The sequence below is a fragment of the Patulibacter americanus DSM 16676 genome (genome assembly GCF_000420025.1).
Classification (GTDB): domain Bacteria; phylum Actinomycetota; class Thermoleophilia; order Solirubrobacterales; family Solirubrobacteraceae; genus Patulibacter; species Patulibacter americanus.
This window is the reverse complement of the sequence record NZ_ATUD01000001.1, coordinates 399,512-414,417: the sequence shown is the minus strand read 5'-3', so window position 1 is coordinate 414,417 and position 14,906 is coordinate 399,512. Positions and strand designations below refer to the sequence as shown.

15 protein-coding genes are annotated in these 14,906 nt (G+C 77.1%); 12 read left to right on the top strand and 3 right to left on the bottom strand.

Features of this window, described 5'->3' with window-relative positions; genetic code table 11:
• Positions 1-65 precede the first annotated feature (65 nt).
• The 9 genes from F593_RS0102005 (at position 66) to F593_RS0101965 (ending at position 9,713) form a co-directional block, all read left to right on the top strand.
• Positions 66-1,172 (top strand): hypothetical protein, encoded by a 1,107-nt coding sequence (locus tag F593_RS0102005; RefSeq protein WP_022927090.1) that lies wholly within the window; start codon positions 66-68, stop codon positions 1,170-1,172.
• A gap of 38 nt (positions 1,173-1,210) precedes the next feature.
• Positions 1,211-1,606 carry a TOBE domain-containing protein gene (locus F593_RS0102000; protein WP_022927089.1) on the top strand — a complete coding sequence of 132 codons (396 nt, stop codon included), beginning with the start codon at positions 1,211-1,213 and terminating at the stop codon, positions 1,604-1,606.
• 77 nt (positions 1,607-1,683) lie between these two features.
• Positions 1,684-2,466, top strand: a complete 783-nt coding sequence (gene modA, locus F593_RS21690; protein WP_022927088.1) for a molybdate ABC transporter substrate-binding protein — start codon at positions 1,684-1,686, stop codon at positions 2,464-2,466.
• 2 nt (positions 2,467-2,468) lie between these two features.
• Positions 2,469-3,278 carry a molybdate ABC transporter permease subunit gene (locus F593_RS21685; RefSeq protein ID WP_022927087.1) on the top strand — a complete coding sequence of 270 codons (810 nt, stop codon included), beginning with the start codon at positions 2,469-2,471 and terminating at the stop codon, positions 3,276-3,278.
• Entirely contained in the window at positions 3,265-3,963 is a 699-nt protein-coding gene (locus tag F593_RS21680) for an ATP-binding cassette domain-containing protein (protein ID WP_022927086.1), read from the top strand. The genes F593_RS21685 and F593_RS21680 overlap by 14 nt, the downstream gene beginning before the upstream one ends.
• A 62-nt stretch (positions 3,964-4,025) precedes the next feature.
• Positions 4,026-5,042: a GTP 3',8-cyclase MoaA gene (moaA, locus tag F593_RS0101980; protein WP_022927085.1), complete on the top strand. Its 1,017-nt coding sequence runs from the start codon at positions 4,026-4,028 to the stop codon at positions 5,040-5,042.
• Between the two features lie 4 nt (positions 5,043-5,046).
• The gene (locus tag F593_RS21675) at positions 5,047-6,453 is read left to right on the top strand and encodes a molybdopterin molybdotransferase MoeA (protein WP_022927084.1); all 1,407 of its coding nucleotides are present in this window, start codon (positions 5,047-5,049) and stop codon (positions 6,451-6,453) included.
• A 25-nt stretch (positions 6,454-6,478) separates the two neighbouring features.
• Positions 6,479-8,545: a cyclic pyranopterin monophosphate synthase MoaC gene (moaC, locus tag F593_RS29090; RefSeq protein WP_022927083.1), complete on the top strand. Its 2,067-nt coding sequence runs from the start codon at positions 6,479-6,481 to the stop codon at positions 8,543-8,545.
• A 217-nt stretch (positions 8,546-8,762) separates the two neighbouring features.
• Positions 8,763-9,713, top strand: a complete 951-nt coding sequence (locus F593_RS0101965) for a hypothetical protein (protein ID WP_022927082.1) — start codon at positions 8,763-8,765, stop codon at positions 9,711-9,713.
• A 91-nt stretch (positions 9,714-9,804) separates the two neighbouring features.
• On the opposite strand, the gene F593_RS0101960 is transcribed toward F593_RS0101965, so the two are convergent.
• The 3 genes from F593_RS0101960 to F593_RS0101950 all read right to left on the bottom strand — a co-directional run bounded on the left by F593_RS0101960 (position 9,805) and on the right by F593_RS0101950 (position 11,498).
• Entirely contained in the window at positions 9,805-10,215 is a 411-nt protein-coding gene (locus F593_RS0101960; protein ID WP_022927081.1) for a Rieske (2Fe-2S) protein, read from the bottom strand.
• A gap of 123 nt (positions 10,216-10,338) precedes the next feature.
• The gene (locus tag F593_RS27620; RefSeq protein WP_022927080.1) at positions 10,339-10,812 is read right to left on the bottom strand and encodes a DUF4190 domain-containing protein; all 474 of its coding nucleotides are present in this window, start codon (positions 10,810-10,812) and stop codon (positions 10,339-10,341) included.
• A gap of 8 nt (positions 10,813-10,820) precedes the next feature.
• Positions 10,821-11,498, bottom strand: coding sequence for an AsmA family protein (locus F593_RS0101950; RefSeq protein WP_022927079.1), 678 nt, complete (start codon positions 11,496-11,498; stop codon positions 10,821-10,823).
• Between the two features lie 156 nt (positions 11,499-11,654).
• Here F593_RS0101950 and F593_RS0101945 point away from each other — a divergent pair, with 156 nt between their 5' ends.
• From F593_RS0101945 to purD, 3 genes are all read left to right on the top strand, one after another.
• Entirely contained in the window at positions 11,655-11,936 is a 282-nt protein-coding gene (locus F593_RS0101945; RefSeq protein WP_022927078.1) for a GYD domain-containing protein, read from the top strand.
• Positions 11,937-12,095: 159 nt separating this feature from the next.
• Positions 12,096-13,577 (top strand): hypothetical protein, encoded by a 1,482-nt coding sequence (locus F593_RS0101940; RefSeq protein WP_022927077.1) that lies wholly within the window; start codon positions 12,096-12,098, stop codon positions 13,575-13,577.
• 31 nt (positions 13,578-13,608) lie between these two features.
• Positions 13,609-14,904: a phosphoribosylamine--glycine ligase gene (purD, locus tag F593_RS0101935; protein WP_022927076.1), complete on the top strand. Its 1,296-nt coding sequence runs from the start codon at positions 13,609-13,611 to the stop codon at positions 14,902-14,904.
• The last annotated feature ends 2 nt before the right edge of the window (positions 14,905-14,906 follow it).

Below are 14,906 nucleotides of genomic sequence, written 5' to 3'. Positions count from 1 at the left end.
GGCCCGGGGTGAACGGTGTACGAGTGGGGCAGCAACTTTCGCGATCCCCCGGGGTTCCTGCTGGCATGTCCCGTCCCGTCAGCACCCCCGTCCCTGCCACCGCCGTCCGCCCGGTCCGTCCCACGGGCGCGCCCCGCCGGGCGGCGCGCGCCGCCGCGGTCGCCGGCGCGCTCGTCGCGTCCTGCGCCCTCGCCACCTCCGCCCACGCCGCCGACGGTGCGGTGCGCACGATCGTCGAGCCCCTCGCGGCCCAGGCGGGCCCGGACCGCCTGGCCGATCCGAACACCCTCGCGGCGACCGCCGCGGGCAACGGGCACGTCGCGTGGGTCGTGGTCCGCGGGGTGACCTTCGGCGCGCCCGCGGACGCCCAGGCGCCCGTCGCCGAGGTGTGGACGCCCCGCGACGGCCAGGCGGCCAAGGTCGCCGAGTTCCCCGTGCAGGCGTCGGGTCTGCGCGACGTCGAGCTCGGCGAGGACGCCGCGGGCGACCCGGTCCTCGTCGTCGCGTCCGCGGCGGCCGCGGGCGGCACCGAGTTCCGGCTCGTCGCGCTGAACACGGGTCAGGTGCGCAAGGTGGCGAGCGTCCGCCGTGGCCTGCAGGTCGGCGCCATGGCGATCGACGCGGGGCGGCTGTGCTCCGTCGTCCACCCGGCGAGGGTCGGGCCGCGGAACACCTCGAGCCTGTGGCGCGCGCCGCTGGCGGGCACCTCGGTCGGGCGGGCGACGAAGGTCCGGACGTCGGCGCGGGGCGAGACGTGGTTCGGCGTCGACGCCGACGTGCACCGCATCGCGGTCACCAGCCGGGCGCCGGAGAAGGGCGATCCGTCGTCGATCTTCGCCCGCGAGGAGCTGGCCTTCGGCACCCTTCGGGGCCCGTGGACCCGCACGGGACTGACCCACCCGAGCGAGGGTGGCTCCCGCCCCGTCACCGTCCTCGGCTTCTCGCGCGACCGCAAGGCCGTCATCACCGCGCAGGACCAGCAGCGCGGCGCGCCACTCGCGCTGCGGGTGCCCATGGGCAAGGGCAAGGTGCAGCGGCTGCGGCTCGGCGACGCGGCCCAGGCCGCGCTCCAGTCGCCCTCCTACGACGCAGCCATCGAGCGGATCCTCGCCTTCGGCCCGGACGAGGCCGGGCAGCCCAGCGTCGGCTGGACGGGGATCGTGCTGCGCTAGGCCAAGCCCATCGGTACCTATGCAATGCTTAGGCACCGATGGCCGACGATCTCTCCCTCGGCGAGGCCGCGAAGGCGCTCGGCGTCAGCCCCGACACGCTCCGGCGGTGGGACGCCGCGGGGCGGATCGCGACCACCCGCGACGAGCGCAACCGGCGGCGCGTGCCGGTCGACGAGGTCACGCGGCTGAGCGCGCGGCCGGAGCGCCACCGCACGGGCGACGCGGTCTCGGCCCGCAACCGCTTCCCCGGCACGGTCCTGTCCGTCGAGGTCGACGGCATCATGGCGCTCGTCGAGATCGAGGCCGGCCCGCACCGCATCACCTCCGTCGTCACGCGCGACGCCGTCGAGGAGCTCGGCCTGGCGCCGGGCGTACCCGCCACGGCGATGGTCAAGTCGACCTCCGTGATGATCGAGCGGGGGGACGGGGCGTGAGGCGCCAGCGCCCAGCGACCCCCGCCGGGCGTCCGGCCGCTTCCGGCCCCGCGCCCGGCTCCCGGCCGGCCCACCGCGTGGGGGGCCTGGCCCTCACCGCCGTGGCGGCCCTCGGGCTGAGCGCCTGCGGGTCCGACGACGGCGGCACGGCGCCCGGCGGGTCGGCCGGCTCCCGCCCGACCCTCACCGTCCAGGCCGCCGCGTCGCTGACCGACGCCCTGACCCGGTGCACCGCCGACTACGCCCCCGCGAAGGTGCGGCTCTCGTTCGCCGGCTCCGACGAGCTGGCCGCCCAGATCCGCCAGGGCGCCGGCGGCGATCTCTTCGCCGCCGCGAACGCCGCGCTCCCGGCGGAGCTCGCGAAGGAGGGCCGGGTGGAGGCCCCCGAGATCTTCGCCGGCAACGAGCTCGTCCTCGCCGTTCCCGAGGGGGACGCCGCGGTCGCGGGCCTCGCCGACCTCGAGCGTCCCGGCGACCTCACCCTCGCCGTCGGCGCGCCGTCCGTGCCCGTCGGGGCTTACACGCGCACCGCCCTCGAGCGCCTGCCGGAGCGCCAGCGCCGGGCCGTCCTCGCGCACGTGCGCACGGAGGAGCCCGACGTGAAGAGCGTGCTGGCCAAGCTGCAGCAGGGCGTGGTCGACGCCGCGTTCGTCTACCGCACCGACGTCGCCGCGACGAAGGGCGCCGTGCGGGCGGTCGCGCTGCCCGCCGCGCTCCGCCCGCGCGTGTCCTACGCGGGCGCGGTGGTGTCCGGCACGGAGCACGCGGCGGCGGCACGGGCGCTGCTCCGCGACCTGCGCTCCGGGACGTGCGGGACGGCGTTGCGGACGGCGGGCTTCCTCGCCGCGGACGCCGGTTGACCGTGCGCGGGCGGCGCCCATCGCCGTTCGGCGCGGTCACCGGTGCGGCGCTGCTCGTCGTCGTGCTCCTGCTCGGCCTGCCCGTCGTCGCGATCCTCACGGACACCGCACCGGGGCGGCTGTGGGACGGGCTGACCACGGAGTCGTCGCTGACGGCGCTCGCGCTCAGCCTCGCCGGCGCCGCGATCGCCACCGTCCTGGTGGTCGTCGTCGGCACGCCGGCGGCGTACCTGCTGGCCACGACCCGGTTCCGGGGGAGCACGGTGCTGAGCGGCCTGCTCGAGCTCCCCCTCGTCCTGCCCCCGGCCGTGGCCGGGATCGGGCTGCTCGCGGCGTTCGGCCCGCAGGGGCTGCTGGGCGGGGCGCTCGACGACGCGGGGCTGCGGTTGCCGCTGACCTTCGCCGCCGTCGTGGTCGCGCTCGTCTTCGTGGCCGGGCCGTTCCACCTGCGCCAGGCGCAGGCCGCGTTCGGCGCGGTCGACCCCGCGGTGCTCGACGCGGCGCGCCTGTCCGGGGCCCGCGAGTCCGGGGTGTTCCTGCGCGTCGCCGTGCCGGTTGCGGCCCCCGGCCTCGGCGCCGGGGCGACGCTCACGCTGGCGCGCGCGCTCGGCGAGTTCGGCGCCACGCTGATGTTCGCCGGCTCGCTCCAGGGCGTCACGCGCACGGCGTCCCTCGAGGTCTACACGCGGTTCGGCACGGACTTCCCCGGCGCGCTCGCGCTCTCGGCGGTCCTCGTCCTCGTCTCGGCGCTCCTGCTCGTGGTCGCCCGGCTGCTCGCGACGCGGGGGGAGGTGGCCGGTGCTGCGGGCTGACGTGCGGCTGGCGCGCGGTGCCCTGCAGCTCGACGTCGCGCTCGAGGTGGCCCCCGGCGAGACCGTGCTGATCGTGGGGCCCTCCGGCGCGGGGAAGACCACCGCGGTGCGGGCGCTCGCCGGCCTGCTGCGCCCGACGGGGGGCCGGATCTCGTGCGGCGAGACCGCGTGGTTCGACGCCGAGCGCCGGGTCGACCGCCGCCCTCGCGACCGGCGGGTCGGCGTCGTCGTGCAGGAGGGCGCGCTGCTGCCGCACCTGAGCGCCTGGCGGAACGTGGCGTTCGCGATCGACGAGGGCCCGCGGGCGGCGCGGCGGGCGACGGCGCTCGGCCTGCTCGACGAGCTCGGTCTGGGACACCGGGCGGAGGCCCGGCCCGCCGCCCTCTCCGGGGGCGAGCGGCAGCGGGTCGCCCTGGCGCGCGCGCTGGCCCGGCGTCCCACGGTGCTGCTCCTCGACGAGCCGTTCTCGGCGCTCGACGCGGCGACCCACGACGCGGCGGCGGTCGTGCTGGCCCGCGCCGTCGCCACGCTGCGCATCCCGGCGGTCGTGGTCTCGCACGACCCCCACGACGCGACCCGGCTCGGCGCGCGCACGCTGGTGCTGCGGGACGGCGCGCTGCGCGAGGACGCACCGCGCGAAGCGTCCCCGCCGAAGGGTCGCGACGAATCCGCCCGGAGCGGGTAGGGGCGTCTGCGAGAATCGGGCCTCGGCACGACGGCCGCGTCCGTCCGTCCCCGGAGCCCCGCATGACCGAACCCGCCGCCACGCCCTCCGCCGCCCCGCTCGTCGACGGCTTCGGCCGCGCGATCCGCGACCTCCGCGTGTCGGTCACGGACGTCTGCAACCTGCGCTGCACCTACTGCCTGCCCGAGTCGGGGATCGCGTGGCTGCCGAAGGACGAGCGGCTCGACGACGACGAGACCGTGCGCCTGGTCGAGGTGCTGGCCGGCCTGGGCGTCACGACCGTCCGCATCACGGGCGGCGAGCCGCTCGCCCGGTCGCATCTCCCCGCGTTGATCGAGCGGATCGACGCCGTGCCGGGCATCGACGAGATCTCGATGACCACGAACGGCGTGCTGCTCAACCGCCACGCCGACGCGCTCGTCGCCGCGGGGGTCAAGCGCTTCAACGTCTCCATCGACTCCGTCCACGCGCGGCGCTTCGCCGAGCTGACGCGCCGCGATGTCCTGCCGGCGGTCCTGAACGGCCTGGCGGCGCTGGACCCGTACCGCGACCGGATCAAGATCAAGCTCAACGCCGTCGCGCTGCGCGGGATCACGGAGCACGAGGCCGTCGACCTCGTCGCCTTCGCCCGCGAGCGGGACCTGCAGCTGCGGTTCATCGAGGTCATGCCGCTCGACGCCGACGGCGCGTGGACCGAGGACCACGTGCTCACGGGGGAGGAGGTCCGGGCGATCATCCACGAGCAGTGGCCCGTCGACGCCCTGCCCCGCGAGCGCTCCTCGACCGCCCGGGTGTGGCGGTTCCGCGACGGCGGCGGCGAGATCGGCTTCGTCTCCTCCGTCACCGAGTCCTTCTGCGGCGACTGCGACCGCATCCGGCTGACCGCCGACGGCCAGCTGCGCACCTGCCTCTTCGCCCACGACGAGACCGACCTGCGCGGCGCCCTGCGCGCCGGCGCATCGGACGACGACCTCGTCGCGATGATCCGCGGCGCGGTGGCGGCGAAGCAGTGGGGCCACGAGATGCACAAGCCCGGATTCCGGCCGCCCGAGCGGCCCATGAGCGCCATCGGCGGCTGAGGTCGTGACCGCCGGACCGCCCACCCCGGGGGCACCGAGCCCGGGGACGCCCGCCCCGGGGACGCCCGCGCCGACGAGCGCCGCGGCCGCCGCGGCGGCGTCCCGCACCCCGCTCACGCCCCTGGACGACGCGATACGGGTCGCCCGCCGCCTCGGCGAGGGGCTGCGCCTGCCGGGCGAGGACGTGCCGCTGCTCGACGCCGTCGGCCGCACGCTCCACGCCGACGTGGTCGCCCCGCGCGCGCTCCCCGCCTTCGCCAGCTCGGCGATGGACGGCTTCGCGCTCCGCGCCGCCGACCTCGAGGGGGCGAGCGCCGAGGCGCCCGCCGAGCTCGAGATCGTGGCGGAGTCCCGCGCCGGCGAGCCCGCGGACCGCGAGCTGCGCCCCGGGCAGACCATCCGCATCGCGACGGGCGGCGTCATCCCCGCCGGGGCCGACGCGGTCGTCCCCTACGAGGTGGTGGAGGAGGACGGCCCCACCGCCCGCTTCGCCGCCCCCGTCGCCGTGGGCGCCGCGATCCGCGACGCCGGCACCGACCTGCGCGCGGGCGCCGTCATCGTCCTCGCGGGCACGCGGATCGAGCCGCACCACCTGGCGCCGCTCTCCGGCTCGGGGTTCGTCCACGTGCCCGTCCGCCGTCGTCCGCGGGTCTCGGTGCTGATGACGGGCGACGAGGTCGTGCGCGGCGCCGGACCCGACGCCGAGCTGCCGCCGGGTGCGGTGCACGACGTCAACGGCGTCGTCGTCCCGGCGCTCGTCCGCGCCTGGGGCGGCGAGGTGTGCGAGACGATCGGCCTGCCCGACGACCGCGAGGCCACGCGCGCCGCCATCGCCGCCGCCACCGGCGACATCCTCGTCATCGGCGGCGGCCTGTCCATGGGCCCGCACGACCACGTGCGCCCGGCGCTGGAGGCCCTCGGCGCGCGGCAGGACGCGTTCCGCATCGCCCTGCAGCCGGGCAAGCCGACGTGGCTGGGGGCGCTGCCGGCGGGCGAGGGCTCCGCCGCCGGGGACCGCCGTGAGCGGGTCGTCTTCGGCCTGCCCGGCAACCCGGCGTCCGTCTTCGTCACCGCCACCCTGCTCGTACGCGCCGCGCTCGACGCCGCGCTGGGCCGCCCGCCGGTAGCGCCGCTCCGCGGGCGCCTGACCGCGCCGACGACGGGCCTGCCGGGCCGCACCGCCGCCCGCCGCGCCTGCGTCTCGGTCTACACCGAGGGCACGCTGGCGGTGTCGATCCTCGAGGGCCAGGGCTCGCACCTGCTCGGCTCGCTGGGGCAGGCCAACGCCCTGGCGATCGTGCCGCCGGAGGAGGAGCTCCAGGCCGGGACGGTCGTCGACGTCGTGCCGCTGGACCCCTCCGACGGCTGGGCGCACGCGTGGGGCTCCGTCCACGACCATCCGCCGCGATGACCCCGACCGAGGACCGCCGCCCCCGATGAGCGCCGACACCATCCGGATCGACGTGCGGCTCTTCGCCGGCCTGCGCGAACACGCGGGGACGGCGCGCACGACGCTCGAGGTGCCCGCCGGCGCGACCGCGGGGGCGGCCCGCGACGCGCTGTGGGCGGCGCTCGGCGTGGACGGGCCCGGCGGGGACGCTGCGATGGTGCTGGCCGTCAACCGGGAGTACTCCGCGCCGGAGACGGTTCTCGGCGACGGCGACGAGCTCGCCCTGATCCCGCCCGTGAGCGGCGGCGCGGGCCCGGATGCGGAGGGCGCGGCGAGTCCGGCCGACCTGACCGACGCGACGCACGCCGGAGGCCGCGACGCGGGGGCCCCGATCCACGCCGACGTGACGGCCACCCCGATCGACCAGGCGGCGCTGCACGCGCGCGTCGCCCGCCGCGAGGCCGGCGGCATCGTGACGTTCTCGGGCATGGCGCGCGACGTGCCGCAGCTCGACTACGAGGCGCACGAGGAGATGGCCCGCGAGCGGATGGCCGCGATCCTGGTCGAGGTGCTCGAGAAGCACGGGGCCTGCGCCGCCGCCGCCGAGCACCGTGTGGGCGAGGTGCCGTGGCCCGAGGCCGCCGTGGTCGTCGCGGTCTCCGCCCCGCACCGCGGCGAGGCGTTCGCCGCCGCCCGCGAGGCGCTGGACCGCATCAAGGCCGAGGCGCCGATCTGGAAGCAGGAGGTCGACGGCGAGGAGCGCGCCTGGGTCGCGGGGACGCTGCCGGGGCCGGCCGCCGCCCCCTCCGCGGACACCGCGTCCGGGGACGCCGCGACGGCCGGGTCCTCACCCGAGACCGCGCCGGCCGACGCCCCGACCACGGGAGGCGCGTCGGGTGAGGCCGGCGAGCGGCACCCCGGCGGCCTGCTGCCCCACCTGCGCCCGGACGGCGGCGCGACGATGGTCGACGTCGGCGGGAAGGCCGTCACCGAGCGCCGGGCCGTTGCGGCAGCGCTGCTCTCCACGACGCCGGAGACCGCGGCGCTGATCCAGCGCGGCGACCTGCCGAAGGGCGACGTCCTCGGCGTCGCGCGGATCGCCGGCATCACGGCCGCCAAGCGCGTCCCCGACCTCGTCCCCCTCGCGCACCCGCTGCCGCTGACGAAGGTCGACGTCCGCGCCGAGGTCGTCCCCGAGGCCGGCCAGGTGCGGATCACCGCCGAGGCCCGGACGGTCGGCACCACCGGCGTCGAGATCGAGGCGATGACCGCCGCGCTCGTCGCCGCGATCAACGTCTACGACATGGTCAAGGGCGTCGAGCGGGGCATCGCCGTCGGCCCCGTCGGCCTGGTCCACAAGAGCGGCGGGCGCACGGGCGACTTCACCGGCCCGGCGCCGTGGGAGCCGGGCTTCCGGGCGGGCGACGGGACCTCGGCCGGCCTCGCCCACCAGGCCGCGGCGTCCACGGACCCCGAGGCGTCCACGGACCCCGCGGGTCCCGCGTCGTCCGGCGCGTCGTCGTCCGCCGTCGCTGCCGCGTCCGCCCCCCACGCCACGCAGGCGCAGGCCGACGCGGCCGCGTCGCCGGCGTCCCCCGCGCAGGCCGCCCCGGGCGCGCGCGACAAGGCCAAGCCGCTCGATCCGCCGGTCCGGGCCGGGCTGCTCACGGTCAGCACCTCGCGCGCCGACGGGCCGCCGGACGACCCGGGCACCCTCGCCCTACGCGCCCTCGCGTCGGACCTCGGCGCCACGGCGATCGTGGAGGAGCGCGTGCGTGACGAGCACGACGCCATCGCGGGCGCGCTGCGGCGGTTCGCCGACGAGCACGGCTGCGACCTCGTGCTCACCGCCGGCGGCACGGGCTGCACCGTCGACGACGTGACGCCCGAGGCCACCCTCGCCGCCTGCGACCGCCAGGTGCCCGGCATCGCCGAGGCCCTGCGGCTCGAGTCCCGCGAGCACACGCACGCGTGGCCGCTGTCGCGTGGCGTCGCGGCGATCCGCGGCCGCACGCTCGTGGTCAACCTGCCGGGCACGCCGAAGGCCGCGGCCGAGGCGCTGCCGGTCCTCTCTCCGGTGCTCACGCACGCCGTTCGCCTGCTGCGCCGCTGAACGGCGTCGCGCTGAACGGCGTCGCGCTGGCGGCGTCGCGTTGGGCGGCGTCGCGTTGGGCGGCGTCGCGTTGGGCGGCGCGGCGGGCGTCCAGCCGCGCGTCGCGGGGTGCAGTGATGCCGGACGGTGTCCGGCAGGGTGCGCCGGAGCGGGGACGGATGGGGTACAACGTCCACGCGGTCGCGCGTGACGGCCGCACGTCCCAGGAGAGGTCCCCATGTCCCAGTTCCCCGGCGCACCGCGCCGTGCCCTCGTCGTCTCCGCGGTGCTCGCCTGCACCGTCGCTCCCGGCGTCGCCGCTGCGCAGAGCGGCCGGCTCGAGCCGAAGAGCCCTGCCGCGGCGCGCGCCCTGGAGGAGAGTCAGCAGGCGCTCGACCTGATCAACCGCGCGGACGCGGCCGTCCGGGCCGCGCGGAAGGCGTGTCGCTGGCCCTCGCCCGATCGCGGATCGCGGATCACCCACGATGCCCCCGGCGCGGAGGTCACCGGGGCGATCGCGGCGCTCCGCCGCCCGCAGACCGACGCGGACCGGATCCCCGAGGACGGGCGCCTCCCGGGCATGGGGGACGACATCTACGTCGACCACACCCGGACAGTCACCGCGCCGAACGGCAAGCAGTTCGTGATCGTGCCGGCGCGGGCGACGCCGCCGACGCCGCGGCCGGCCTCGTGCGCCGACGCGGTGCACGCGCGGCTGCTGCGCACGACGGCGACGTCGAGCAGGCGCCTGCGCTCGCGGACGCTGAAGACGTACGCCGCCGTCCGGCGGCAGGAGCGGCGGTTCGCGGAGGAGCCGCGGGAGCCGTACGACGAGGTGTTCCTCTTCGCCCGGGCCGCGGACGGCGGGCTGGGCGGCGGTGGCGGCGGAGGGCGTTTCGGGTTCTTCCTGACGCACGGCAACGTCATGTCGACCGGTGGCGACGACCGCTCCCAGGTCACCGGCCTCGTCCCGGACGGTGTCGCGTCGGTCGAGATGACGTTCCCCAAGCGCGTGAGCCGCGGCGCGTACTACAAGCCGACGGTCTTCCCCCGCCGCGAGGTCGTCACGGCCCCGGTGCAGGAGGGCGTGTTCTCCGTCCGGGTGCCCCGCGGTGCCGGGGACGCGTTCGCGTCCCGGACGGTGTGGCGCGCGGCCGACGGCCACGTCGTCCGCGTCGTGCGCCGCTGAGCGGCCTTCCGCCGTCCGCCCGTGGACAGTGCTGCCGGCGGCCGCGGGCGGGGACCGGGCGTCGCCTGCCGGCGCTCGGCCCGCGCCGCCCTCAGCCCTCGGTCAGCCGCACGTAGAGCAGGCCGTCGCGCTCGACGGCGGTGTGCACCCGCACCGGCGGGCCACCGTGGGCGTCGGCGCCGGACCACGAGTCGACGCTCCAGCCGTGGGTCGGGCAGGTGAGGTGCCCGTCGACGACGCGGCCGTCGAACGGGTCGATGTGGTCGTGCGGGCACGTGCGCTCGATGGCGGCGTAGCGCTCGCCGAGCCGGAAGACCGCGATCTGCCGGCCGCGGACGGTCGCGCGGCGGCCGTGGCGCACGGGCAGGTCGGCGGCGACGCCGACGATGCGGAACCCGTCCAGCAGGAGGGAGGCGCCCGCACCGGGACACAGGCGGTGCTCGGCCGGCATCGGCACGGTCCGCGTGAGCTCGGTGGCGGGGTCGAAGGACTTCTCGATCACTGCCGTGCAGCGTACGCCTGTCGGGGCCTGTCGTGATTGGCCGCATGGCGCAGCCGAGGCCGTCCGGCTTGGCCGGGTGACGCTGCGACGGTCCGGGTGGTCGCCGTCGCCGCAGGCGACGGGTCAGACCGCGCCGCTCACCGCGGACGCCGCGAGGAGGAGCGCCAGCAGCGGGACGATGGTCCACAGCCCCAGGCCGACGTAGCCCAGGACGCGACCGGTCCGGGCGCTGGACCGTCCCGGCGCGCCGGGCAGCGCGTCGGCCACCTGGTCCGCCCGGTTCGCGAGGACGATCGCCAGGATCGAGAGCACGTACGGGAGGGCGACGACGCCCAACACCCCGAGGACGAGGGCGACCGTCGCCTGCGGGTTGCCGGCGTGGGCGTCCGCCGGGTCTGCCGCCCGCTCCTCCCAGCGGCGCGGCCGCTCGATGCCCTCCGTCGCCGCGGAGGGCGTCGGGCGCGCGGCGTCCGTCCCGGTCGCCGCAGCCGGGGTCGCGGCGGGCGCGGTGTCCGGCGCGACCCGGCCCAGGCCGAAGTCCGCGTCGGGATCGAGCGGGCGCCCGAAGGCGTCCCGAGGGGTGCGGTCGCGGGCCATGCCGGTCCTCAGGTCAGCACGCCGGAGAAGGCGATGCGGAGGGTGTCGCCCGCGACGGAGCCGGTGACGGACTCCACGCGCAGGCCGGGATCCTCGAACACGGTGACGGCCACGGCCGAGGCCAGGCCCTCCTCCGGGCGGACCTCGACCCGCCCGTCGACCGCGCCGACGGCGACCGGGATCTCGGCCGAGACCCCGAGCACGCCGACGCGCGCGGAGAACCGGGGACGGCCGTCGGTTCCCGGGGGCAGGGGCGTCAGGTCGCCGCCGCCGGGGACCATCGCCGCCAGCGCCCGGACCGACAGGGAGGCGTCCGTCCGCACCTGCCCGTCGGCGATGCGCACGCGCACGTCGCGCAGCCGCAGCTCGTCGATGGCGATCGTGCCGATGCGGGCGTCCGTTCGGCCCACGTCCTTCGCCCGCTCGAGCAGGTCGCCGAGCGGCGTCGGGCCCTTCGCGGCGACCGTCGGCGTCGACACGTCCAGGCGGTCGGCCTGGCCGAGCACGAGCTTCCAGGCCGGGAACGCCGCGATGTCGACCTGGGCGCGGTCGTCGCCGAGCTCGGCCCGCACGCGGTCGGCCGCGATGCTCGGCAGCACGAGCTGGCCGAGCGCCAGGAGGGCGAGCACGATCGCGGCCGCGAGCAGCGCGATCCGCGGCCGCGTCCACGCGCTCCGGCTCCACATGCGGCGGATCGTAGGGGACCGGGGCGTACGTCGCCGACGTCGCGGGGCGGGCCGGTGGACCGGTCGTGCCCACACCGCCGACCCGATCGGGTAGAAGGGAGGGAGTCCCCGGTCCGCCCGCGGCGGCCCGACCCATCGATCCTGGAGGGATCCCCGGTGCCCACCTACGTCCTCTTGACCCGCCTCTCCCCCGACGGCGTGCAGACGATCAAGAACAACCCGCAGCGCATTCGCGAGGTCAACAAGGAGGTCGAGGCGCTCGGCGGCCAGGTCACGGCCCAGTGGGCGGTGCTCGGCCAGTACGACTTCGTCAACGTCGTCGAGGCGCCGGACGAGCAGACGATCTCCCGGATCTCGCTCGAGCTGTCCTCCCGCGGCACCGGCAGCTTCGAGACGCTGACCGCGATCCCGGTCGACGACTTCATCGCCGGCATCTAGCCGCGGCCGCCGGTCGGCCCTCCGCGTGGGGCCGACCGGGACCGGCGTGGCGCCCGCGGCAGCGGTGCCGACCGGCGTGGCCCCCCGGGTACGTGCGTTACCGTCGACCGTTGCGAGGCATCCGCCCCGCCCCCGAGTCGCGTCCCACCTGGAGCCTTCGTGCCGCAGCAGTTCCCCGTCCTCTCCCTGCGCTCAGCCGCCGTCGCCACGGCGACCGTGACGCTGACCCTCGCGCTCCCGACTCTCGCGTCGGCGGACTGGACCCCGGCGGTCGAGCTGGACACGGACGCCGGCGTGACGGGGCTGACCGTCGACAGCACCGGTGCACGGCTCGTCAACGCGCGCCGCGCCGGGGCCAAGAAGACGGTCAACACCCGCCTGATGGGCATCGGCGCCGACGGCGCCGCGGGGGCGCTGCGCACCCTGACGGGTCTGACGGAGGACCCCGTGCCGTTCAACGGCGACGGCGTCGTCTACCCGCGCCAGAAGTCGCTGGGCACCGTCTCCCGCACCGTGCCGGACGGCAAGGGCGGCATGCGGACGATCACCCTCACGCGCTACCGCCTCGGCGTCTCGGTCGGCAAGACGAGCGACGCGACGCTCGGCAGCCAGCGCTCGTCCGGGTACGCCGTGCTCGACGAGCCGGCGAAGATCACGGGCAACGTCAAGGGCAGCGTGGCGATGGGCTGGAGCGACGTCGGCGACGACGGCGTCGTCCGCGTCTACGTCGCGTGGCGCGAGGGCAAGGGCGGCACGAGCAGCGTGCGCCTCGGCAAGCCCCTGCAGGTCAGCGGCTCGCAGTCCAGCCGCCTGCTCGCGCTCACCACCGGCCCGGGTGGCCGCACGCTCGTCGTCTACCAGACCGGCGCGAGCGAGAAGACGCGTCGGCTCTACGTCCGCTCGCTCAGCATGGGCCGGGGCACGCTCGGCAAGCCGCAGACGCTGCGCCGCGGCGGCCCCGGGTTCCCCAGCGCCACCGTCGCCGTCGGCGCGAAGGGCCGCGCCGTCGTGGCGTGGGGCGAGCAGGACGTCGCCACGGAGCACGAGAAGCCCTACGTCGTCCGCGCCACCACCCGCGACACCGACCGCGTGCGCTTCGCGGTGCCCAAGCCGATCGACAAGGGCACGGTCGCCGTCCGCTCCCCCGGCGGCGCGCTCGTCTCCGCGATCGACACGCAGAACCGCGTCACCCTCGCGTGGAACCAGACCGTCGGCAGCGTCGCCGACGGCACCGCGCACGACATCCCGCGCGTGGCCGAGACCGAGGCCACGGGCGGCCTGAGCCCGATCCGCGACATCGCGGCCGCCGGCCGGGTCCACGGCGCCGTCGCCAACGCCTCGGGCGCCACGACCGGCGTCGTCCTCGTGCGCGAGCAGGAGCGCCCGATCGGCGGCTCCAACGGCGACCGCGGCGTCGCCGTGCAGGCCGCGTTCCGGCCCGCCACCGGTCCGCTCGGCGCGCCCGAGACGATCGACCAGTTCACGGACGCGCAGCTCCTGGACCGCTCGAACGCCTACGGCTCCGCGTCGATCGGTGCGTTGCCCGACGGCCGCTACACCGTCGCCTGGACCCGCGCGGTGATCGCGAACGGCAAGCTCCGCAGCTCGGCGCTCTTCAGCGACCGCACCGCCGCGCCGTAGGGCGGGGCGCGGGGCCGGTACCGTGCCCCCCATGCCGAAGGTTCTCGTCGTCGGGGCCGGGGGTCGCGAGCACGCGATCGTCCGCGCCCTCCTCCGCACGTCCGCCGAGCGCCCGGAGGTCCACGTCGCGCCCGGCAACCCGGGGATCGCACGGGACGCCGAGACGCACGCCGTGCCGGTCGAGGACGTCGCCGCCCTCGTCGGGCTGGCGCAGGAGCTGGCGGTCGACCTCGTCGTCGTCGGCCCCGAGGTGCCGCTGGTGGCGGGCCTGGTCGACGCGCTGCAGGAGGCCGCGATCCCGGCGTTCGGGCCGACGGCCGCGGCCGCCCGGCTCGAGGGCTCGAAGGCCTTCGCCAAGGAGGTCATGCTCGCCGCCGGCGTGCCGACCGCGGGCTACGAGACGGTCACCACCGTCGACGCCGGCATGGCCGCGATCACGGGCTACCCCGTCGTCCTGAAGTACGACGGCCTCGCCGCCGGCAAGGGCGTCGTGATCGCCGAGGACGAGCAGACGGCGCGCGCCACCCTCGTCGACATGCTGGAGGAGGGCCAGTTCGGCGACGCCGCGGTGGTCGTGGAGGAGTTCCTCCGCGGCGAGGAGGTCTCGCTGCTGGCGGTCTGCGACGGCCGGCGCGCCGTTCCGCTGGCCCCGGCCCAGGACTACAAGCGGATCTTCGAGGGCGACGAGGGCCCCAACACCGGCGGCATGGGCAGCTACTCGCCCGTCGTCGGCGTCGACGCGGAGCGCGTGGCCGCGATCTCGGCCCTGGTCCACCAGCCCATCGTCGACGAGCTCGCCCGCCGCGGCACCCCCTTCACCGGGGTGCTCTACGCCGGCCTCATGGTCGACGCGGAGACGGGCGGTGTGCAGGTGCTGGAGTACAACACCCGCTTCGGCGACCCGGAGACGCAGGCCGTGCTGCCGCGCCTGCGGAGCGACCTGCTGACCCTGATGACGGCCGCGGCCGGCGGCCCCGACGCCGAGGACGGCGGCCTGCCCGAGGCACCCCTGGAGTGGGACCCCCGCTGGGCCGTCACGCTCGTGCTCGCGTCGCGCGGCTACCCCGCGTCCGCGTCGAAGGGCGACGTCATCAAGGGCCTGGGCGGCGTGCCGTCGAGCGCCGAGGTCACGCACGCGGGCACGGGCCTGGACGACCAGGGCCGGCCGATCACCGCCGGCGGTCGCGTGCTGAACGTCACCGCACTGGGCGAGTCGCCCGCGGCAGCGCGCCAGGCCGCCTACGCGGCGGCGCAGGGCATCGGGTTCGACGGCCGCCAGCTGCGCCGCGACATCGCCCTGCGCGCGGTGGAGCGCTTCGGGGGCTGAGT